Annotated in this window: 19 protein-coding genes; 11 read left to right on the forward strand and 8 right to left on the reverse strand. The window is 64.5% G+C overall.

What is annotated here, in order from left to right; genetic code table 11:
• Positions 1-315 precede the first annotated feature (315 nt).
• Positions 316-525, reverse strand: coding sequence for a hypothetical protein (locus tag FNJ84_RS20200; RefSeq protein WP_143794974.1), 210 nt, complete (start codon positions 523-525; stop codon positions 316-318).
• Between the two features lie 120 nt (positions 526-645).
• Between FNJ84_RS20200 and FNJ84_RS20205 the strand changes: the two genes are divergently transcribed.
• The 11 genes from FNJ84_RS20205 (at position 646) to FNJ84_RS20255 (ending at position 12,687) form a co-directional block, all read left to right on the forward strand.
• Positions 646-1,620: an ABC transporter substrate-binding protein gene (locus tag FNJ84_RS20205; RefSeq protein ID WP_143794975.1), complete on the forward strand. Its 975-nt coding sequence runs from the start codon at positions 646-648 to the stop codon at positions 1,618-1,620.
• Positions 1,617-3,317, forward strand: coding sequence for an iron ABC transporter permease (locus FNJ84_RS20210; RefSeq protein ID WP_143794976.1), 1,701 nt, complete (start codon positions 1,617-1,619; stop codon positions 3,315-3,317). The genes FNJ84_RS20205 and FNJ84_RS20210 overlap by 4 nt, the downstream gene beginning before the upstream one ends.
• On the forward strand, positions 3,305-4,378 hold the full coding sequence (locus FNJ84_RS20215; protein ID WP_143794977.1) for an ABC transporter ATP-binding protein: 1,074 nt from the start codon (positions 3,305-3,307) through the stop codon (positions 4,376-4,378). Before FNJ84_RS20210 ends, FNJ84_RS20215 begins: the two co-directional genes overlap by 13 nt.
• Positions 4,371-5,480, forward strand: a complete 1,110-nt coding sequence (locus FNJ84_RS20220) for an MBL fold metallo-hydrolase (protein WP_143794978.1) — start codon at positions 4,371-4,373, stop codon at positions 5,478-5,480. The genes FNJ84_RS20215 and FNJ84_RS20220 overlap by 8 nt, the downstream gene beginning before the upstream one ends.
• Complete coding sequence (locus FNJ84_RS20225; RefSeq protein WP_143794979.1) at positions 5,477-6,034, forward strand: histidine phosphatase family protein; 558 nt, start codon at positions 5,477-5,479, stop codon at positions 6,032-6,034. Before FNJ84_RS20220 ends, FNJ84_RS20225 begins: the two co-directional genes overlap by 4 nt.
• The gene (locus tag FNJ84_RS20230; RefSeq protein ID WP_255471344.1) at positions 6,031-6,363 is read left to right on the forward strand and encodes a hypothetical protein; all 333 of its coding nucleotides are present in this window, start codon (positions 6,031-6,033) and stop codon (positions 6,361-6,363) included. Before FNJ84_RS20225 ends, FNJ84_RS20230 begins: the two co-directional genes overlap by 4 nt.
• Before the next feature lie 212 nt (positions 6,364-6,575).
• A complete protein-coding gene (fabI, locus tag FNJ84_RS20235; RefSeq protein WP_143794980.1) occupies positions 6,576-7,340 on the forward strand; it encodes an enoyl-ACP reductase FabI in 765 nt (254 codons plus the stop codon).
• Positions 7,341-7,354: 14 nt separating this feature from the next.
• The gene (locus tag FNJ84_RS20240; protein WP_143794981.1) at positions 7,355-9,868 is read left to right on the forward strand and encodes a DUF3141 domain-containing protein; all 2,514 of its coding nucleotides are present in this window, start codon (positions 7,355-7,357) and stop codon (positions 9,866-9,868) included.
• Position 9,869: 1 nt separating this feature from the next.
• Positions 9,870-11,243, forward strand: coding sequence for a bifunctional enoyl-CoA hydratase/phosphate acetyltransferase (locus FNJ84_RS20245; RefSeq protein WP_143794982.1), 1,374 nt, complete (start codon positions 9,870-9,872; stop codon positions 11,241-11,243).
• A complete protein-coding gene (locus FNJ84_RS20250) occupies positions 11,240-12,418 on the forward strand; it encodes an acetate/propionate family kinase (protein WP_143794983.1) in 1,179 nt (392 codons plus the stop codon). Before FNJ84_RS20245 ends, FNJ84_RS20250 begins: the two co-directional genes overlap by 4 nt.
• Entirely contained in the window at positions 12,415-12,687 is a 273-nt protein-coding gene (locus FNJ84_RS20255) for a CoA-transferase (RefSeq protein ID WP_255471346.1), read from the forward strand. Before FNJ84_RS20250 ends, FNJ84_RS20255 begins: the two co-directional genes overlap by 4 nt.
• A 249-nt stretch (positions 12,688-12,936) precedes the next feature.
• On the opposite strand, the gene FNJ84_RS20260 is transcribed toward FNJ84_RS20255, so the two are convergent.
• The 7 genes from FNJ84_RS20260 to FNJ84_RS22570 form a co-directional block, all read right to left on the reverse strand.
• Entirely contained in the window at positions 12,937-14,277 is a 1,341-nt protein-coding gene (locus tag FNJ84_RS20260) for an ABC transporter permease (RefSeq protein ID WP_143794984.1), read from the reverse strand.
• A complete protein-coding gene (locus FNJ84_RS20265) occupies positions 14,270-14,890 on the reverse strand; it encodes an ABC transporter ATP-binding protein (protein WP_255471347.1) in 621 nt (206 codons plus the stop codon). The genes FNJ84_RS20260 and FNJ84_RS20265 overlap by 8 nt, the downstream gene beginning before the upstream one ends.
• A gap of 49 nt (positions 14,891-14,939) precedes the next feature.
• A complete protein-coding gene (locus tag FNJ84_RS20270; protein ID WP_143794986.1) occupies positions 14,940-15,377 on the reverse strand; it encodes a hypothetical protein in 438 nt (145 codons plus the stop codon).
• Positions 15,378-15,441: 64 nt separating this feature from the next.
• A complete protein-coding gene (locus FNJ84_RS20280) occupies positions 15,442-17,349 on the reverse strand; it encodes an alkaline phosphatase (RefSeq protein ID WP_255471349.1) in 1,908 nt (635 codons plus the stop codon).
• A gap of 527 nt (positions 17,350-17,876) precedes the next feature.
• Positions 17,877-18,374 (reverse strand): DUF421 domain-containing protein, encoded by a 498-nt coding sequence (locus tag FNJ84_RS20285; RefSeq protein ID WP_185968619.1) that lies wholly within the window; start codon positions 18,372-18,374, stop codon positions 17,877-17,879.
• Positions 18,375-18,553: 179 nt separating this feature from the next.
• On the reverse strand, positions 18,554-18,901 hold the full coding sequence (locus FNJ84_RS20290; RefSeq protein ID WP_143794988.1) for a hypothetical protein: 348 nt from the start codon (positions 18,899-18,901) through the stop codon (positions 18,554-18,556).
• A gap of 349 nt (positions 18,902-19,250) precedes the next feature.
• On the reverse strand, positions 19,251-21,077 hold the full coding sequence (locus FNJ84_RS22570; protein ID WP_304611158.1) for a Hint domain-containing protein: 1,827 nt from the start codon (positions 21,075-21,077) through the stop codon (positions 19,251-19,253).
• Positions 21,078-21,231 lie beyond the last annotated feature (154 nt).

Below are 21,231 nucleotides of genomic sequence, written 5' to 3' on the forward strand. Positions count from 1 at the left end.
TGGTAATCGTGTTGCGCGAAAGGCCGGTGCGCCGCGCGATCTCGCGGACCGACAGCTTCTGCCGCAAGTGCATGCGTCGGATGATGTTCAAAAGTCCCATGTGGATCACTCCCGTTACCCCCGCCGCTCACCGCTTTGGGGAAAGGTTCACATGGCTCACTTCTCAGTGAAAATTACGCGCCGATCCGGCTCAGTTCTGGGTGGAAATCAACACACCCGCTTCGCCGCAGCATTGCAGCAGCTTTGAGCAAGAACCAAAATTTGGCGTCAATTGCCACTTTTTGGGCAATCGACGCGCCGCACGGGGGGTTAGCCTCAGTTGATCAGAGAATTGACTGTCAGGTGATGCAGTTCCGCCATCAGCTCCTGCACAGACAGTTGTCCAGCCATTGCTGCCGCGGACAACGAGGCGTGGCTTGCCAGAAGGCTCAGGATTCGATCGTGGCGGCGAGCAATTTCAGTGTTCTTCATTTTCTTACGAAGCCAGGATAATGAACCTTTAAGCCCTAAGATACTCTGAACCAAGACGAGAATTATGCTTCTATGCAGGTATTACGTCATTCCTCCGTCACAAACCGCAGGTATTGGCCACACCCAACGAAGGCAAACGGCTTTCGTTCGAAAACACATTCTTCGGAGATCGAGATGTCCCGCCTTGCCCTTGCGCTGATCGTTCCGCTCGCGCTGCCGTTCGCGGCGTCGGCCGAAACGCTGAAGCTATATACCTCGCAGCCGAACGAAGACGCCCAGAAGACCGTCGATGCCTTCCAAGCGGCCTATCCCGACATCACCGTGGATTGGGTGCGGGACGGGACGACCCAGTTGATGACGCGCATGGCGGCCGAGATGGAGGCCGGGGCAGGCCAGCCCGACGTGTTGCTGATCGCCGACACGGTCACGCTGGAAGGGCTTGCGAAAGAGGGCAAGCTGGCCGCCTACGCCTCGCCCGAGGCCGAGGGCTTCTTCGATCCGTCTCTCTTCAGCCCCAAGGGCTACTATTACTCGACCAAGCTGATCACCACGGGCATCGTCTACAACACCGGCGCGAAGGATGTTCCCGCGTCCTGGGCGGACCTGGAAAGGCCGGAGTACAAGGGCCTCGTCGCCTCCCCCTCGCCGCTCTACTCGGGCGCGGCGATGATTCACCTGGCCACGCTGACGAATGACCCGGCCCTGGGCTGGAAGCATTACGAGGCACTGGCCGCCAACGAGACGCGCGCCGAAGGTGGCAATGGCGGCGTGTTCAAGGCCGTGGCCTCGGGCGAGAAACCCTATGGCGTTCTGGTGGACTACATGGCCCTGCGCGCCAAGGCCGAGGGCTCGCCCGTCGATTTCGTCTTCCCGTCCGAAGGCGTGACCTATGTGACCGAGCCGGTCGCCATCATGGAAGGCGCCGCCAACCGCGATGCGGCCGAAGCCTTTGTCGATTTCGTGCTGTCCGAGGAAGGCCAGCAACTGGTGTCCGACATGGGCTATATCCCCGCGCGCAACGACGTCCCCAGCCCCGAGGGCTTTCCTGCCCGCGACAGCCTGAAGCTGATGCCCTTCGATCCCGCCAAGGCGCTTGCCGATACGGAGTCCAACAAGGCCCGCTTCTCGGAGGTCTTCGGCGTCCAATGATCGCCACGCATGGTAACGCGATCAGCCGGTCCCCGGACCGGCTGATCTCATTGCTTCTGCTGCCTGTCGTGCTGATCGCGCTTGGCCCTGTCCTGCGCCTGTTGGCCGAAGGCTTCGGCATCGGCAGCGGCCTGACGCTGGCCCATGCAACCGAGGTCCTGAGCCGCGACAGCACGCTGACCGCTCTGCAGCATTCGCTTGTTACCGCCGGTTCGGGCACGTTGATCTCGATTGTGATCGGGGCGGCATTTGCCTTTGTGGTTGCGCTTACGGATATCCGCGCCAAGGGGGCGTTGGTTTTCTGCCTGATGATCCCGATGATGATCCCGCCGCAGATCACCGCCCTGGCCTGGATGCAGGTCACGGGCCCGTCCTCTGTCCTTCTGACGACGCTGGGCATTGCGCCGCCCCTGGGCAGCCCTCAGCCGCTTCATTCCGCCTGGGGGATCGCGATCCTCCTGGGCATCCAGCATGCGTCAATCGTATTCCTGACCCTGCGTGCTGGTTTGCGCATGATCCCTGGCGATCTGGTCGAGGCTGCCCGCATTTCCGGTGCGCGCGGCTGGCGGGTCTGGGCGCAGATCGTCCTGCCACTCAGCCTGCCCAGCCTTGCCGCTGGTGCCGCCATGACCTTCGTGACCGCGCTCGGTAATTTCGGCATTCCCGCGATGCTCGGCATTCCCGCACGCTATTCCACGCTGCCGACGCTGATCTACCAGCGGCTGTCGGGTATGGGCCAGTCGGTCCTGCCCGAGGTCGCCGTTCTGGCGCTGCTGATCGGAACAGTCGCGCTTGCGGGCGTCCTGGCGGGGCGCCTGTTCCTGCGCCGCCGCGCCTACGGCCTGGTGGGCCTGTCCGGTCAGCCCTTGGTCCTGTCGCTTGGCCGCAAGAGATCGCTGGTCGAGGCGGCCTTGTGGGCCTTCATCGCCCTTGTGCTTGTGGTCCCGCTTCTGGCGCTGCTGGCGACCTCGCTGATCCCCGCCTATGGCGTGCCATTGACGCTTGAAACCGCGACCCTCAAGGCTTGGGTCGAGGTTCTGCTGAACCAGCCTGTCACGCGGCGGGCTTATGCCAACTCACTGCTGCTGGCGACCCTCGCCGCCGTAATCTTGATGGCGGTCGCCATTCCGCTGGCCTGGATCATGACGCGGCGCCCGACGCGCCTGACACGTGCGGTCGATACCCTTGTGGACCTGCCCTACGCGTTGCCGGGCGTGGTGCTGGCGATTTCCTGCATCCTCGCCTTCATGAGGCTGCCCTTCGGGATCACGCTTTACGGTTCGCTGACGATCATCCTGCTGGCCTATCTGTCACGCTTCCTTGTGGTGATGCTGCGCCCGGTGCAGGCCGCCATTGGTCAGCTTGACCCTGCAATGGAGGAAGCCGCCGCCAGCGTTGGGGCGCGCCTCGGACGCCGCCTTCGCACCATTGTGCTGCCCTTGTCCGCGCCTGCGGCGGCAGCGGGCGCGATCCTTGTCTTCCTGACGGCTGTGAACGAGTTGACCGTCTCCGCCCTCCTGTGGGTGGGAGGAACGGAAACTCTGGGCGTCGTCATCTTCAATCTGGAAGACAGCGGCGACACGGTGATGGCCTCGGCCTTGGCCGCATCCATCGTCGCGCTTGTCATCCTTCTCATGGGGATCGTGCAGCTGTCTGCCTCCCATCTGCCGAAAGGAACCGTGCCGTGGCAGGGTTGAGCTTTTCCAACGTCTCGAAACTGTTCGCCGGCACACCCGCTCTGAATGGGATCAATGCGGAAATCGCCGAAAGCGAATTCGTTGCGCTTCTTGGCCCTTCGGGCTGTGGCAAGACCACACTTCTGCGCCTGACGGCCGGGTTCGAGGTTCCGGACAGCGGCACGATCACGCTTGGCGGACAGGTGCTGGCGGGGAGCGGCACCTTTGTCGCGCCCGAGGATCGCAACATCGGCATCGTGTTCCAGTCCTATGCCCTGTGGCCGCACAAGACCGTGGCGGGCAACGTGTCTTATCCGCTGGAGGTGCGGCGTATCTCCGCCGTTGAGCGCAAGCGCCGCGTGGCCGAGGCACTGGAAATGACCGGCCTTTCGGCCTTTGCGGATCGCGCCCCGGCGCAGCTTTCGGGCGGGCAGCGCCAGCGGGTTGCGTTGGCGCGCTGCCTGGTGGCCGACCCACGCGCCGTCCTGCTGGATGAGCCGCTGGCGAACCTGGACCTTGCCCTGCGCGCGGCCATGCAGGAAGCCTTTGCGGCCTTTCATCGGCGAACGGGCGCCACAATGCTGTATGTCACCCACGACCAGACCGAGGCGCTGGCCCTGGCTGACCGCGTGGCCGTGATGGAAGGCGGTCGCATCCGGCAATTTGCCTCGCCCGAGGCGCTTTATGACAGGCCGCAGGACTGCTTCGTCGCGGGCTTCGTGGGCGACGGTGCGGTGATCGCTCTATCCGCTGCCGGGCAATCCGCGGCAGGTCGCGTCATGGTCCAGGCCCTTGGCCAACAGATCGAGGCGCGCTGCGACAGCACGGTTCCGACGCATATCTGTGTTCGCCCTGAACAGGTGCGCCTCGATCCCGCTGGCCCGATCCGCGCCCGCGTCAGCGCCTGCACCTACCAGGGCGGACGTTTCCGCCTCGTGCTGGAAACGGATGCTGAAACGCTGGTCGCCCATGCTCCCGCCCGCGCACGAATAGGCGAGGAAGTACGCCTTTCACTCCATAATCCTTGGGCTTTCCGCGATCCTGCCACGCCAGCGATCCTTCGGGTGATGCAGGATGCTTGATCAACCTCTCCTTCATCCTGCCACACGGGATCGTGGGACGGCCCCATGGATCGAGGTCCTGTCTGGCCTTGGAGAAAAAGGCCCGGCGTGCGTCCAACTGTGGACGGGACGGCAGCTTTGGCTTTTGGACGTGGGTTTCGGTCCGGAAGCGAGCTCTCCCTTCCATGTCGAGTGGCTGGAGGGGGCGGATGCCGTCTTCATCACGCATGACCACATCGACCATATCGGCGGGGCTGCGCATGTGATCCGAGCCGGGATCCCGATCCATGCCACGGCGCAGACAGCGCGGGCGCTGCCGCCCGGGGCCGATCTGCGGCTGCTGCCCGAGCAAGGCCTGACAATCATCGACGGGATCACCGTGACGACTGGCCGCAATGGTCACGCCTTGGGTGGCGTCTGGCTGCACTTTGCTCTTGGCCAGGAAGGACTGTTCTATTCCGGCGACTGGTCCGAAGAGTCCGAGTGGTTCGCCTTTGATATCCCGCCACCTGCGGGCACGGCTCTTATTGACGCGTCGTACCATCTGGACGCGGTGCCGCAGTCAGACCGGCTCAAGGCACTGAATGCGGCGCTCGACAGGCTTGGTCCAGGGGTGCAGGTGCTGTTTCCCGTACCACCCTCGGGTCGCGCGGGAGAGTTGGCGCTGCATCTGATGACACGCGGCCGCGTGACCCTGGACGATACCTGTCGCGCTACCCTGTGCGATGCACTCGCAAGGGGCGGGGTATCGACTGCTGCGCAGCGCCTGGCTCCGGTGATCGCGTCATCCTTCGATCCGACGGCGCAGTTCCTGATCTGCGACACGCCAAATGCAGATGGCGGGATGGCCTGGCGGATCGTCCAGGATTGGCGCGACAACGGTGCCCTGGGCCAACGGGGCGTTGTGTTCTTTACCGGACACATGACCGCCCATGCGCGGGCGATCGCAGCACATGGTGGGCATTTTGCGCGTTGGAACGTCCATCCGCCCTTGCGCGATCAGAAGCGCATGCTGGCACGGCTTGGAGCACGAAGCTTCGCGCCGCTGTTCTGCCCCATGCCCGAGGATTACCTGCTCGAACCGGACCTGCCACCTGTTCTTGCCGGAAGGACGCTGCTGTGATCCTGCCGAAGCGCTCGTTCTGCCTGATCCGCCACGGTCAAACAGACGCCAATCGCGATGGCATCATCGCTGGACGGATTGAGGCGCGCTTGACAGGCCAAGGACGCGCTGCAGCCCGCGCCTTGGCGGACCATGCCTGGTCGCAGCCCTTCACGCTGTTTACCAGCCCGCAGGACCGCGCACGGGATACTGCCCGTCTTGCCTTTCCGTTCCACGCCGCTCGTGTGGTCGAGGATCTGCGTGAACGGGACTGGGGCATCTTCGAAGGTCGCCCGGTCGCCGAATTGCCACCCCGGACCTCCACCCCTGAAGGGGGTGAAGGGTGGCCGGACATGCTGATCCGGATCGGCGCGGCTCTGAGCGGCTGCATGGCTATGGCGGGTGATACGCTTCCCGTCATCGTGGCCCATTCGGGGGTGATCCGCGCCGCCCGCGTCCTGACAGGGCGTGACCTCAATGGGCCTTCGGCCCCAAACACCACTCCGCTGCTTTACTCGGTCGTATCCGGCAGCTGGGAAGAACAGCCGCTTCTTGCGGCAAGGATGGTCTCATGAACTGCGTCATCTTCGATGTCGATGGCACCTTGGCCACGTTTGACGCGGCCCGTCTGGGACATCTGGTTCATGGCGCCGAGAAGCACTGGGACGATTTCCATGATGCGATGGCCGTCCCGTTGGATGGCAGGCCCGTACGGAGGCATGGCTGCGACAGGCAGAAATCCCCTTTGATGCCGTCTATCTGCGTCAGCCAGACGAAGATCCGCTGCCTGATCCTGAAGCAAAGGCCAGTGCGCTTTGCCGCATCCATGCCGATGGGTTCGAGCCATGGCTGGTGGTGGATGACCGTTCGTCCGTTGTTGCATTCTGGCGTGCAGCAGGGCTGACATGCCTGCAGTGCGCGCCAGGAGATTTCTGAACAACATGACTTCGTCGTCGCCGCAATGCTCCGTATGAATGTCAGACCTTGCGGCGACGGGCAGAAAACTGCCTCGACGATGTCGCAAAATGTTTGCCGATCTGTAGCCCCTTCAATTCACGGGACGCGCATTCTCTCCTCGCATTGAGGCGATGATGGGCCTTGGTTGGAGGTATTGCCTTGTATTCCTTGTCTGGCCAGAAGGTGCTGATCGTCGGGATCGCCAATGAAAACTCCATCGCCTGGGGCTGCGCGCAGGCCCTGAAGGCGCAGGGTGCTGAATTGGCTGTGACCTGGCTTAACGAGAAGGCCGAACGCTTCGTTCGCCCATTGGCCGAACGGCTTGGGGCGGCGATCATGATGCCGCTGGATGTCAGCGAACCGGGTGAGCTTGAGGCGGTCTTCGGTGAGATCGCGGATCGCTGGGGGCGACTCGACACGCTTCTGCACTCGATAGCCTATGCGCCCAAGGAAGACCTGCATGGCCGGGTGGTGGATTGCTCGGCCGACGGTTTCTCGCTGGCGATGGATGTCTCGGTGCATTCCTTCCTGCGGATGATCCGGTTGGCCGAACCGTTGATGCCGAATGGCGGCTGTTGTCTGGCGGTCAGCTTCTTCGGATCGTCACGCGTCGTGCGGCACTACAACATGATGGGCCCGGTCAAGGCCGCGCTGGAGAGCTCTGTGCGATACGCGGCCGCCGAGTTGGGCGAAAAGGGAATACGGGTGCATGCGCTATCGCCCGGGCCGTTGAAGACCCGCGCGGCCAGCGGCATCGACCATTTTGACGAGCTTCTTGAAGCCGCTTCCGAACGCGCCCCGACCCATCAACTCGCCACGATCGAGGATGTGGGCGCGGTGGCGGCCTTCCTGGCATCTTCTGCTGCCCGCAACCTGACCGGCGGTGTTCACGACATCGACGGCGGCTTTTCGATTACCGCCTGAAGGGGGAATTTCCCATGGCCAACGTGTTTGATCTTTTCGACCCTGCCCATCAGCCGCAAGTGCCGCGTCCGGAAGGCGATGTGCTTGCCGCCTTGCGCACCGGCATGAACACGGCCGAGGGCGAGATCAAGGCAGGATCGACGACCTTGAACATTCTGACCACCGCCGCGCAGCGGCAGTCGGCGCGCATCACCGAGACGCATTCCCGCCGCGCCGAAGAGGCGCTGGAAAAGGCGCAGAGCCTCATGGAGGAGTTGCGGACCGCGCAGACCGAAGGGCGGCTGGGCACGGACTGGTCGGAATACATGCGCGACGCCTGGGAGCGGATGGTCCTGACGACCGACACGCTGAGAAAACGCGGCGACATCTTCCTGGAGCATGAGGCGGCAGGCTGCCCGCCGGTGCTGATCTATGACTACGAGATCATCATGGACGGGGCCGACCTGCCTTATCCGTCAAACTACATGCTGCTGAAGATCACCCCGCCCGACGGCGTGATCGTCAACGACAACCGCCGCCCCTACATCATCATCGACCCGCGCGCCGGCCACGGCCCCGGCATTGGCGGCTTCAAGTCCGACAGCCAGGTCGGCGTTGCCCTGCGTGAAGGCCACCCGGTCTATTTCGTCGCCTTCAAGCGGATGCCCGAGCCGGGCCAGTACCTGTCCTATGTCACCCGTGCCGAAGCGGCCTTTGTGCGCGAGGTGATGCGGCGCCACCCCGAAGCCTCGCGTCCGGTGATCACCGGCAACTGCCAAGGCGGCTGGGCGACGCTGCTTCTTGCTGCGACAAACCCCGACTTGACCGGCCCTATCGTGATCAACGGAGCCCCGGTCGCCCCCTGGGCGGGCAAGGTCGGCGAAAACCCGATGCGCTATAATGCGGGCGTGCTGGGTGGGACGTGGATTCCGATGATGCTGTCGGACCTTGGCGGCGGCATCTTCGATGGCGCGCATCTGGTGCAGAACTTCGAGCAGATGAACCCCTCCCGCACCCTTTTCCGCAAATATACCGACCTCTTCCGTGACATCGACAAGGGCGACGAAACCTTCCTTGAGTTCGAGAAATGGTGGGGTGGCTTCTTCCTGATGACCGAGCCCGAGATCAAGTGGATCGTCGAGCAGCTGTTTGTCGGCAACCGACTGGTCAAGAACGAGGCGCGGATCGAACCCGGCCGCCCGATCGACCTCAAGGCCATTCGCGCACCGATCATCGTCTTCGCCAGCCACGGTGACAACATCACCCCACCGCAGCAAGCGCTGAACTGGGTGGCCGAAACCTATACCGACGTGAACGAGATCCGCATCCGCGGCCAGCGCATCATCTATATGGTGCATGATCAGGTCGGGCATCTGGGGATCTTCGTCTCGTCGCAGATCGCGAAGAAAGAGTATTCCGAGGTCGCTTCGACCCTGAAGACCATCGAAGCTTTGGCGCCCGGTCTTTACGAAATGATCATCGAGGATGTGACCGAAAAGAACGGCCAAAAGCATTTCACGGTCGGATTCGTCGAACGCACGCTGGATGACATCCGCGCGCTGGATGACACGGTTGGCGACGAGCGTCCCTTTGCTGCCGTCGCGCGTGCGGCCGAAGTGCAGGCGCAGCTTTACGACACAGTCCTGCGCCCGATGGTCATGGCGCTGGTCACCGAAACCGGCGCCGAGATGTCCCGGGCGCTGCATCCCGCTCGGCTGACGCGCGCGCTGATGTCGAGCCGCAACCCGGCGATGCAAAGGGTCGAGGCCGCAGCCGAAAAAGTGAAGGCCGAGCGCCAGAAGGCCGCCGCCACAAACCCGTTTCTCGCGGCCGAGGCGTTCTGGGTCCAGTCGACCGAGTACATGATCGACCTCATGCGCGACAGCCGCGACATGATGGTCGAGCTGACCTTCCACTCGGTCTGGGGCAGCCCCTGGGCCCGCAGCTTCGGGAAGACGCATGAGGCCCGCCGCACTCTTAAAAGCCATGGCGAGCTTCGGGGTCTGCCTGAAGTGGCCAATGCGCTGATGCATATCGAACAGGGCGGCTTCCCCGAAGCGGTGATCCGGATGCTGGTCCTGCTGGCCGAAAACCGCGGCACCGTGCGCCGCGACCGGCTGGAGCGTTCGGCGCAGGTCCTGACCCAGGACGAGCCCTTCAAGTCGCTTGGCGCCGACCGCCGCGCGATGATTATCCACCAGCAGACCCTGATTGCGACCTTCGAAACCGAGGCCGCCATCAAGACCCTGCCTCTGCTTCTTGGCGACAAGGCCGAGCGGGAACTGGCGTTGCGTGTCGTCCAGTTTGTCCCCGGCGTGATCGAAGAGATGTCGCCGCGCACCTTGTCGCTTCTCCAGCGCTTCCGCGAAGTGCTTGACCTTGATCCCCTGACAGAGAACGTGACCGCCGACCCGCTGGCCGCGACCGCTCTTCCCGAAGTCGAGTCAGAGCACTTGCCAGCGCTGGTTGTCGCCACCGATGCGCCAAAGGGCAACGGTCGGTCGCGCCGCCGGGCCCCGCCTGTCGCGGACGCCGGGTCGGAGGGCTGATATGCGGCTGGTGAACAAGACCTTCGACGAGATGCAGCCCGGCGACAAAGCCGAGCTGCGCCGTCTGATCACGGCGGATGACCTTTACATCTTTGCCGTTGCCTCGGGCAACACGAACCCGATGCACCTGACCGACAGCGATCTGGACGGCGATGGCACAGTGGAACGTGTCGCACCGGGGATGTTCGTGGCCTCGTTGATCTCGGCAGTGCTTGGCACGCAGCTTCCTGGGCCAGGCACGCTGTACCGCCGCCAGGTCCTGGACTTCCACGCCCGCGCACATGCGGGTGAAGAGGTCATCGTCCACGCCGAAGTTCTGTCCAAGGCCGATGGCATCGTTCGGTTGCGGACCGAAGTCAGCCACGCCGAGACCGGCAAGCTGATCCTTTCCGGTGAGGCCGAAGTGCTGGCACCGACCGAGAAATTTGATCGTGATGATATCGAAGTGCCGGGCCTCCTGGTCCAGCGCCACCGCCATTTCGAGGCGTTGCTGGAGCGCTCGCGTCCGTTGCCGTCGCTACCGACGGCAGTGGTTTGCCCGGACGAACCGAAATCGCTCGGCGGCGCGCTCCTGGCGATGAGAGAAAGCATCATCACCCCAATTCTTGTCGGCAATGCCGCCGCCATCCACGCTGCCGCCACCGAAATCGGCGCGGATCTTGCTGGGATCGAGATCGTCGATGTGGCCGGCGATGCCGCTGCCGCCGAACGCGCGTGCGCGCTGGTGCATGAGGGGCGGGCCGCGGCCGTGATGAAGGGCCATCTGCACACCGATGACCTGCTGAAGGCGATGCTGGACAAGACGTTTGGCCTGCGTATGGGGCGCCGCTTGACCCATATTTTCGTCATGGATGTGCCTGGCCAACCCGAGCCCCTGTTCGTCACCGATGCTGCGATCAACATCGCGCCCGACCTCGCCACCAAGGTCGACATCTGCCAGAACGCCATCGACCTTGCACTGTCGCTGGGGATGGACCCTCGGGTCGGTGTGCTGTCGGCGGTCGAAACGGTGAACCCCGCGATCCAATCGTCGATCGACGCGGCGTTGCTGTCGAAGATGGCCGACCGGGGCCAGATCAAGGGTGGCCAGGTCGAAGGGCCTTTGGCGATGGACAATGCCATCGACATGGGCGCCGCCAAGACCAAAGGCCTGACAGGCAATGTCGCGGGCCGAGCGAACATTCTGGTCGTGCCGGGGCTGGATGCCGGAAACATGCTGGCAAAACAGCTCGCCTTCATCAGCCATGCCGAAGGGGCCGGGCTGGTGATCGGGGCCAAGGTGCCGGTGATCCTGAACAGCCGTTCGGATAGCCCGATGTCCCGGCTGGCTTCGTGCGCCGTGGCGGCCATCCATCACTTTGCGGGGCAGAAATGACCCGCGCCGTCCTGACCTTGAACGCGGGATCATCGTCGCTGAAGGTCTCGCTCTTTCCCGAAGTAGGCGAGGTGCCGCTGGCCAGCGGCCTTGCCGACAAGATCGGCCCCGAGGGTGTGTTGACGCTGAAAGATGCCGAAGGCCAACCCGTCGCGGCCTCAGGCGACCTTTCCACCCATGCCGGAGCGATGGCCGCCGTGATCGACGGTTTCCGGGCGCATTGGCCGGAGCTTGATCTTGTGGCCATCGGGCACCGGGTTGTTCATGGCGGGGCGGACCGGGATGCACCGGCTCCGGTGACCGAGGCGCTACTCGCTGAACTTGAAGCGCTTTCCCCCTTCGCGCCCCTGCACCAGCCGCACAACCTTGCTGGCATCCGCGCCGCGATGGCAGCCTTCCCGGGCGTCCCGCAGGTCGCCTGCTTCGACACCGCATTCCACCGCAACCAGCCATTCGTCAACGACACCTTCGCCCTCCCGCGCGAGATGTATGCCGAGGGCGTCCGTCGCTACGGCTTTCACGGGCTCTCCTACGAGTACATTGCCAACGAACTTGCCCGTACCGCGCCGCAACTTTCCATTGGTCGGGTTGTTGTCGCGCATCTGGGCAACGGGGCGTCGATGTGCGGGATTGTGAACGGCCGTTCGGTTTCCTCGACTATGGGCTTCTCGGCGCTCGACGGATTGCCGATGGGTACCCGCTGCGGGCAGGTCGATCCGGGCGTGCTGCTCTACCTCATGGATCAGAAGGGCATGACGGCTGCGGAGATCACCGATCTTCTCTACCGGAAGTCCGGGCTTCTGGGCCTTTCGGGCCTCTCTAACGACATGCGCACGCTGGAGACGGCCGGCACTCCCGAAGCAATGCAGGCCATCGACTATTTCACCTTCCGTTGTCAGCGCGAGGTGGGGGCGATGGCCGCCGCTCTGGGCGGGATCGATGCCCTGGTCTTCTGCGGCGGCATTGGTGAGAACTCGCGCCTGATCCGCGCCCGGATTTGCGAGCGCCTTGGCTGGATGGGTATCGAAGTCGACCACGCGAAGAACGCAGCCAATGACCGCGTGATCTCGACCCACCTCGCCCGCACGACGGCCATGGTCATTCCGACCAACGAGGAACTGGTGATTGCCCGCGCCGCCCGTGCGGCGGTGGGCCTGCAGGAGGCAGCAGAATGAAGGGTGCGTTGAGACCCGAAGCGGCGGCGGAAATGATCCCCGAAGGCGCAAGCCTGATGATCGGTGGCTTCATGGCCGTCGGCACGCCCGAGCGCATGATTGACGCCATCGTAGCGCGCGGCATTCGCGACCTCACCGTCATCGCCAACGACACCGCCATGCCCGGCAAGGGGATCGGCAAGCTGATCTCGGCGGGCCTTGTCCGCCATGTGATCGCCAGCCACATCGGCCTGAACCCCGAGACCCAGGCCAAGATGATCGCGGGCTAGGTGGATTGGTACCCAGACAGCGACGATCCCCTCGGGGGAGAGCCGACCTGAATATGCTGTCGGACGAATGACCGTTCGACTTAAGTGCCGGAGCGAGCGCGAACCTCTGATGGTCCCTCGATGCACTGGCGTACCGTCTCGTGGCAGATGTCGATGCCGCGTTGGTAAAGCAGGTCCTTGACGTTCCAAAGGAAAGCGGAAGCGTAGATCACCTCGGCAAGGCGGGCTTTCCCTGACACCCCTCTTAGCTCAGTTCCGCAGCACCTGCCACCCGGCTGACAGGAGAGCAGCTGTCATCATCAGGGCGACGAACGCGGCCGCCATGTGCAACTCGGGCCAGCCGAGTGCGGCATGGATGTCGATCCCCATGCGCCCCGTCATGATGCGCGAGGCGGCGCTCATCCCCGCGACGGCCAGTGCGGCGCCGAGCGCCGTGCCCGCCAGGATCAGCACCCCGCTGAACCCCCAGGAGACCGCCATGACGAAGCGGGTCGGCGCGCCCATTGCTGCGAGAAGTTGGAACTGCCGGGAAAACAGTGCCATCACCAGGCTCAGGCCGGCCAGAACGGCGACGGTCACCAGCACCTGAGACGCGAGCGCCATGACGGACAGGGCGGCGCGAACATCGCCAAGCAGGCCGTGGAGTTGCGACAGGACCGCGCCTGGGAAGAACGCCATCAGATCCGGCCGGTTCAAGGTAGAACGCACCGCATAGGCGGCTGCCAGTTCGCCGGTGTCGACGACGACAGCCGGCACGCCGGGAAACAGCGCCGGGACCCAGGGCGGACCAATGCGGGTGCCGGTGGCATTGTCGCGATCAACATGTTCGCCCCGGTCACCGGCCTCGGTCCCCGGCTCGGGTCCTGCCTCCGGCGCGTGGCCGTACGGCAATTTGTGAATGTACCACAAGGTCTCGATCGGCGTGACGAGGGCGTGGTCCCAGGGGCCGCCAGTGCGGGCGAGCCGACCCACGACCACGAGGTGCTCGCCCGCATGGGCGTGCTCCTCGGCGGCGGCCCCAACGCCATGCGCCGGCTCCAGCTCGCTGCCGACGGCAAAGCGCGTCAGCGCCCCGGCGACCGCCTCGCCAGTCCGCTCGAAGCCGCGCCCCTCGGCCAGCGGACCGGCAAGATGGGTGACCAGCTCGGCCGTGGTACCGACGATCGGGGCCCCTTCGACGCTGTCGCCGAAGCCGATCGGTGCGGCGAACCGGACGCCCGGCGTGGCGGCGATCTCGGCCATCTGCGCGCCGGTGAGCAGCGGGATGTCGGCGGGCTGCAGGTAGATCGCGGCCAGCATCGCCGTGACCTCGCTGCCCGGAGCTGCGACGACCACGTCGAACGGATCTGCGGCGCGCGCCGTGGCCTGGCGCAGGGCGCGCTCTTGCGCCGTGAGGACGAGGCCGAGCGCCAGAGAGACAGCGATCAGGCCCACAAACAGCGCGGCAGTGCCGGCGGCGCGGCGCAGCATGGCGAGGATCACCCGCCAGGGGCGGAAGCCCCGTAGCACGACGAGTCCGCAGAGCAACGGCCAGAGGACCAGGGCCAGCGCCAGGAGGGCGTCGACGGCGCGTGGTGATAGCTCAGGCATGGCTGTCCTCGACGATGCGGCCATCGGCAAGCGTGAGCACACGTCCGGCGCGCCCGATGAGCGCCGGATCGTGACTGACGACGATCAGCGTCCGCCTGCCCGCCAGGGCAGCGAGGTCGGCGGCGAGGGCCTCGGCGTTCGTCCGATCGAGGGTTGCCGTCGGCTCGTCTGCGAGGATCGCGACCGGATCGGTCGCCAGCGCCCGCGCCACGGCAACCCGCTGGCGCTCGCCGCCGGACATGACCGCGGTGCGCCGCCGCCGTGCGGAGACGAGGCCAAGGACGTTGAGCGCGCGCTCTGCCTGAGCCCGCAGCGCGGCTCGCCGCCGGGCAGGGGTCCAGCTGGCGGCGAGAGAGGCGTTCTCGAGGGCGTCGAGCTCGTCGAACAGGCGGTAATCCTGAAAGACCAGTCCCAGCCGTTCGCGGCGGAAGGCGCGGCGCGCCGGTGCGCCCAGGCGGGCGAGATCCGTTTTCCCCCAGGCCACGCGCCCGGAGCGCACCGGCGCAATGCCCGCGAAGGCGTTGAGCGCCGTGGTCTTGCCCGCGCCCGAGGCGCCGCGCAGCACCACAAGCTCACCCGCTCGCAGCTCGAGGGCCGGCATGTCGAGGATCACCCGCCCGCCGGCCTCGACGCGCAGGCCGGCAACGCTCAGCCCTAGCGGCTCAGGCGCGCCGGTAGGTGGCATCGCTGAGTCGCACTTTCGAGGCGAAGCCCAGCTCGGGATCGACGTAGTCGTCGAGCTCGAGCACGCCTTCGGTCAGGATCGGGATGTTGAAGCCGATCACGTTGACTACGCGGCGGGCATAGATCGCGAGGATGTCGTCCGGCCAGGGCATCCCCGGCTCGCAAAAGGGGCAAACCGCCATTGGCTTCTTGGTCAGCACGAAGAAGGTCGATTCGGCCTTCAGGGGCGGCGCCATGAACCCGGCGACCGTGATCCGCTTGCCCTCACTGGTCAGGGCGAGGTCGGAGAAGGACAGGTCCTTGTTGTAGAGGTCGCGCAGTCGCACGGTCGAGGCCTCCTCCGCTGCCGCGAGCTTCGGCAGGGCGGGGAGGAGGGCCGCGGAAAGGGCTGCGAGCATCAGCGGGCGGCGGTGCATAGTCAGTCTCCGAAACGGTGGCGGGCGGGCCCTGCGGCCAGCCCGCTCATGGCGTGGAAGGACGTCACTCGGCCGTGACGGCCTTGTTCATCACGTGGAAGATGACGTTCTGCTCGATTACCCCGCCGAAGAGATGTGCCCAGGGGCCCCGAGCGAACACCGCGACGTCCTCGCCCGAGTGGGTCTCGGACGACATCGGCACAAGGGCCTGCTGGAGGTAGTCGATATCCGTCGCCTCCTCCTCGGTCACAGTCGGGCGCCCCTCAGGCGCGGCATAGACTGGCGTCGCCTCCTGGACCTCGGGCGCGGCAGTCGCCGGCGCCGCGGCAGTATCCGCCGCCGGCGCTGCAGCGGGGGCGTCCGCGGCAGCCGTCGCCGCGGCGTCAGCCGCCGGTGCCGCGGCCACGCCAGCCGCCGGGGCGGGAGTCGTGTTCACAGGCGCGGGCTCGGCCGGGGTCGCTGCGGCATCTGCGGCGGGCGTCGCCGTCGCGTCAGCCGTCGGGGCGGGAGTCGTGTCCGCTGCCACGGGCTCGGCCGGGGTCGCTGCGGCATCAGCGGCTGACGCCGCGCCGGCGGCGTCGCTGGCAGGAACCGCCGCATCAGCCGGAGTGGCGGCCGAGCTGGTTCCGGTCGCATCGGGTGCGGTTCCCGGCGCTGGAACGCTTTCCTGTGTCGCCATCTCGGCCGCCGGCGCTGGCTGCTCGACCAGGATCGACCCTGCACCGTTCAGGAAGCCGGCAACGGTGTAGGGCTTGCCGTCGGCGGCCAGGTTCGGCTTGCCGGTATGTTCGACCCCTTGCTCGTTCTCCTCCATGCAGAGCCCGAGTATGTCGGAGCCGCGGCCACAATAACCGTTGAAGGTGATGGCGTGCTCATGATCCGCTGTGACGATGATAAGCGTATCGGCCTCGTCGGTGAGTTCCATCGCCCTGGCGATCGCGTCCGCGAAGGCCTGGCCGTCAGTCAGCGTGCGGGCCAGATTGCCGTCGTGGTTCGCGTGGTCGACGCGGCCCGCCTCCACGTTGAGATAGAAGCCGTTCTCGTTGCCCTGCAGGGCCTTGATCGCGGCCTCGGTCATCTCGGCGAGTGACGGCTCGCCGGTGCGGTCTGCCTCGTATTTCATGTGGCTGGCCTCGAACAGCCCGAGGATCGGGGCGTTGTTTGCCGCCGTCGAGAGTGCCGTGAAGTCGTCCTGGCCGAACACCACCTGTGCGCCGAGGGCCTGCGCCTCGTCAATGAGGTTGCGGTCGTCGGTACGCTTGCCTTCCTTGTCCTCGACGTCCCTGGTCCCCTCGGGCAGGAAGTGCTGGCGGCCGCCACCCAGCGCGATGTCGATCACGCCGGCCTTCATCTGGTCGATCAGCTGCGCGGCGATGTCCTGCTGCTCGCAACCCTCGGGCAGGGCCGAGTTGTCCTCCCAGTCGCGGTTCACGGTGCGGGCATAGACCGCCGCCGGCGTGGCATGGGTGATCCGCGCCGTCGAGATGACACCAACCGACTTGCCCATGTCGTTGACGATCTCGGCGAAGGTGCGGGTACCAGCCGACGCGCCGGCAGCGCAGTCGCCGACCGCGACGCTGTCCATGATGTTGATCATGCCGTTCTTGGTCTTGATGCCCGAGTTCATCGCCGCCGCTGTCGGCGCCGAGTCGGGCGTCTGGCCGTTCGACGAATAGGTCTTGACCAGCGCGACATTTGGGAAAGTCTCGAATGGCTGGACATAGTTGTCGCCGAGACCACCGGCCTTCTGCCCGGTAAACAGGCGGATGGCGTAGTTCGTGCCGACGCCATTGCCGTCGGCGGTGAACAGGATGACGTTCTTCGCCTTCGCGGTGTTCGGCTGGACAGCCATGCGCGCCTCGATGGCAGCCGCGCCCGCCGTGAACCAGGCGTCCTGGGCCTGCGGCAGATCCTGCGCCGCAGCTGCGGTCGCGAGCGCGGAGATGGCGGTGGTCAAAAGGATGCGGTTCATGAAAGGCTCCTCTGAGAAACTACCGCAGATTACGCGGGCTGTATGACGCCCCGGTGACGGGCGCGGCACGGAACGAGGCCGCGGCTCCCTCCTTTCACGATTAGCCGGCGGGCGAGCTTGCTGGAGTTAAGTGCTCGATACATCGAGGTGAGGGGCCACGTCCGCATCAGTCAACCACTGCGCTTCTTGTTCAGGACATTGCCTTCGCTCGGCCGGTGCCAAGTCATTTATCGGCGTCAAGAGAACGGGCCTTTAAAAAATGCATGTCGCTTAACTGCATAAAGGCAGGGTTCACCACGACATCACCACTGCCAAGTTGAAGAGCGCGCTGGCCCAGGCCGTGAGTGTCCGGGTGGATGAAAGCTCGCTATCGCCGGCGCCGCGCCCCTTAGTCTATCACTCCAAAAAAGCTGGTTCCGGATGAGTGCCGCAGGCCCGAAGTCGCCCGCGCCCGTCGGGACTGGACAAGGCACCGCCTGCTGACCATGCGCGCTACCCTCCCAATGATGATGCAGCGAGAAATCTTCCTATGCAATGACCGCCGCAGTCCATGACTTCCCTTGGCAATGAGGGCAGTGATACGGGGTCATGGCAAGATTGCCGGCCAGCACAAAGCCGCAGGAACAGCATGCAAGGCGCCGGTCCTGCCCGATCTTGGTCCCCGGCCCGACGGTGACCGGGGGCTCGATATCCCAAGCCGGTTCAATCGGGAGGCCTGGCCGAGGCTGCGACTGACTGAATGTGCTGAATCGGCCCGAGGACTCAAGATAAGCGATTCGGACCTCGCCGAGGTTTCTGTAGCCGTTTTCCCGCAACCCTTCGAACAGCTCGCTCTGGCCCAGTTTGCGGCGGCGAAGAATGCGGGTATCAATCACCCCGTCGCGGATGACTTCGGCCGTTCTGCCATCCAGCGCCTTCTCGACAGGCCGGAATCTGAAGATCAGGATATCCAGCCCCTTGTTGATCACAATGACCAGGGTGATGACCAGCATCGAATAGAAGATGGGAACATCGGCATAGAACATGCCATCGCCAACAGCCGATCCAAGCGCGATGACCAGTAGAAATTCAACCACCGACATCTGGGCAATGCCACGCCCACCAACCCATCGGATCAGCAGCAAGGCATAGCCATAGATTATGCAGGTCCGAAAGACGATTTCCAGGTAGAACAGCGCCGGATCGGAGCCCAGAAACATCCTGATCAGATCAAAGGGAACAACCGGATCATCCATCGCTGATCAGCACTTTCATACAGGGGGCGGGCCGCGAGCCTCGCGTGACAACGGGCAGCCAGTTCTCCCAGTTCCGTCTCCGTCTGGCCTTGAAAGCTCTCGCGCCCCCCGTCAACACGGCCATCAGTAGAACGAACTTGCCTCCCGACGGCGCGTCGACGACTCGCATCATGTGCCGCACGGTCTTCGGCATCCAGCTTGGCGATCATCGCATCGAACCGCTGTTCGGCTTCATCCTCCGTCAGCAATTCGCCCTTCTGTCCCTCAGCCTTCCGATGGTTTGGATCAGGAAGCTCGGATAGGAATTTCCGCCCCATTTCTCCCTCCAGTCTGACTGATAGAAATGAATGCTAGCAGTCCGTTAGGTGCCAGCCAATTTCCAGTGCTTAAATTATCAAATGTCGGCAAAATCTCGCTGTAAACGCTTCGCTTCACCCAACTTGAATGGCGCATATCCGCGACTTCTTCATATAGTTCTGTCCCCCCGAGGAAAGAGTAAGCCCCGCCTGTTTTGGCGGGGCATTTTTGTTTTCAACGGTCCAGTTGGGCCACCGCGCGGCCAGTTAGCCCCCCCCGTCAGTTTGCAGACTCGGGGGCCGAATTCTCTGCCGAGATCACGCCCGGGCCGTGAGACGTCCTCCACAGCCTTGCGACTGGTCACACAGTCTAGCCCTCTCCTCGGACCTCTCCCACCAATGGCTTACGGTTCTGCAGGTGACGCATCGCAAGCTTGCGGCCCTGCCGGCCCGAGACCAGTTCCCGCGCCGGGACAGGAGCATGCTCAGGAGCTCGAAGTTCAGGGAATATCGTGAAGATCTCCTCCAACGCCGCCGGACCAACCGATTTCAGCGCCTCGGCGCCGGTGAAGAGCGATTCCGTTTCCGCGCCATTGGCCAGGACGATCTGGTGGGTATCGAAGAGAAAATGGACATAGGTCACCTCGTCCAGATCCTGCGCCACGTCGATGCCCTCGATCTGGCAGAGCTGCTTGGCGGCAACCAGCACCTCGTCGGCGCCGAACATGGTCCGGGCGATGCGCGAGCGCACCAGAATCCGGTGCTGCGGCGAGACGACAAGGTCCGCCGTCGGCCGGCCCGCGCCAAGCGCGCCCTTGCGGATGCGGATCGGGCGCAGCTTCGAATGCGCGGCCAGCATCGCCGCATCCAGCCGGCGCTTGCCGATCCAGCGGATCGCCTGCAGGCCGGCATCCCGCGTCTCGACCAGATCGCCGACCTTGAGATCGCCCGCCGCCACCTCGCCCGAGGCGGTGCAGATACCGGCATCGGCGGCAAAGCAGAGGACATTGGTATTGTCCCAGGTCAGGTTGGCCCCCGCCACGGCCGCGCCGCCATTGCGAATGATCAGCCCGCCCGCAGATTGCAGCACGCCATCGGCCTGATCGGCCCTGAGCCAGCCAAGCGGCGTGGCGTAATTCGTGCCATTCGCCAGGTTATAGGCGGCCAGGTTGGCGGCGTTGTAATAGCCGCTCAGATCGACGAAGTCGTTATTCGCCTGATTGCCATCGGCGATGTTCTGCCCGGTCGCGGTGTTGAAATCGGTGATGATGTCGGCGTCGCCGGCAAGGAAGGTGTCGAAGCCCTCGCCCCCGGTCAAACTGTCCGTGCCGGTCCCGCCCTCGAGCCGGTCATTATCGGCGCCGCCGCTCAGGCTGTCATTCCCGGCGCCGCCGCGCAGCGTGTCGCTACCAGCACCGCCGAAAAGCGTATCATTGCCGGCCTCGCCCAGAAGCGTGTCATTGCCGGCCCCACCCTCGACGATGTCATTGCCCGCCCCGGCCGAGACCGAGTCATTGCCCAGACCGGCGCGGATATAATCGTCATCGCCGGTCATCCCGGGCAGGATGGCATCATTGGCATCGACCCGGTCACCGGCCCCGTCGATATAGCCCGGACCGATGACATTATTGCCGTCGGTGCCATCGACATAGCCATCTCGGAAGGGCAGCAAATTGCGATCCGCCGTGATCCCGCCGAAATTGCTGATGTTCGAGGGGTTGTTCGGGACCGAAACCGAGATGATCGGAAATTCGGTGATCGCCGACTCACCCGGTTCGCTGCCGACAACCGGCGGCGGCATCAGGAAGACATTGCCGCTCACATCCTGTATCAGCCGGACCGGTACAGTAATGGTGCGGGTCGCACCGCCACCGATGGCCTGGACCACCGATACGTTATAGACCCGGATCGTCGAGTCCGCTTGCAGCGTGTAGGTCGTGTCGTTCAGCGTGTAAGTGATATTGTCCAGCGCTCCAGTCCCGCCCGGCTGGTTGTGGTTCAGCGAGACGGTATTGCCGGTGCCGCGGTTGTCGTTCAGCGTCACCTGGGTACTCTGCGAGAAGAGCGGCGTCCCGGCGCTGCCAAAAACCCGGTTCCCAAGAACAGCGCCAACGTTCTCTGCGGTGTTGTTGGTCTCGGTGGGATCCATGTCCGCCAATTGGCCGAGATACAGCATCTGGTAGGTAAAACTGGGCATGAACATCCGCTCCAAAAAAACTACTTCACATATAGCCGCGATAGCCGTCGAGCCATCGGAGATGTGCCGTTCACTTCGGCCTTAATCGCGCTATATATATGTGACGCCGGAGTTCTGTCATCTATCGTTTTCGGTAGTCGCAGAAGTGCCCTGA

Source organism: Paracoccus sp. M683 (genome assembly GCF_007096355.1).
Lineage (GTDB): Bacteria > Pseudomonadota > Alphaproteobacteria > Rhodobacterales > Rhodobacteraceae > Paracoccus.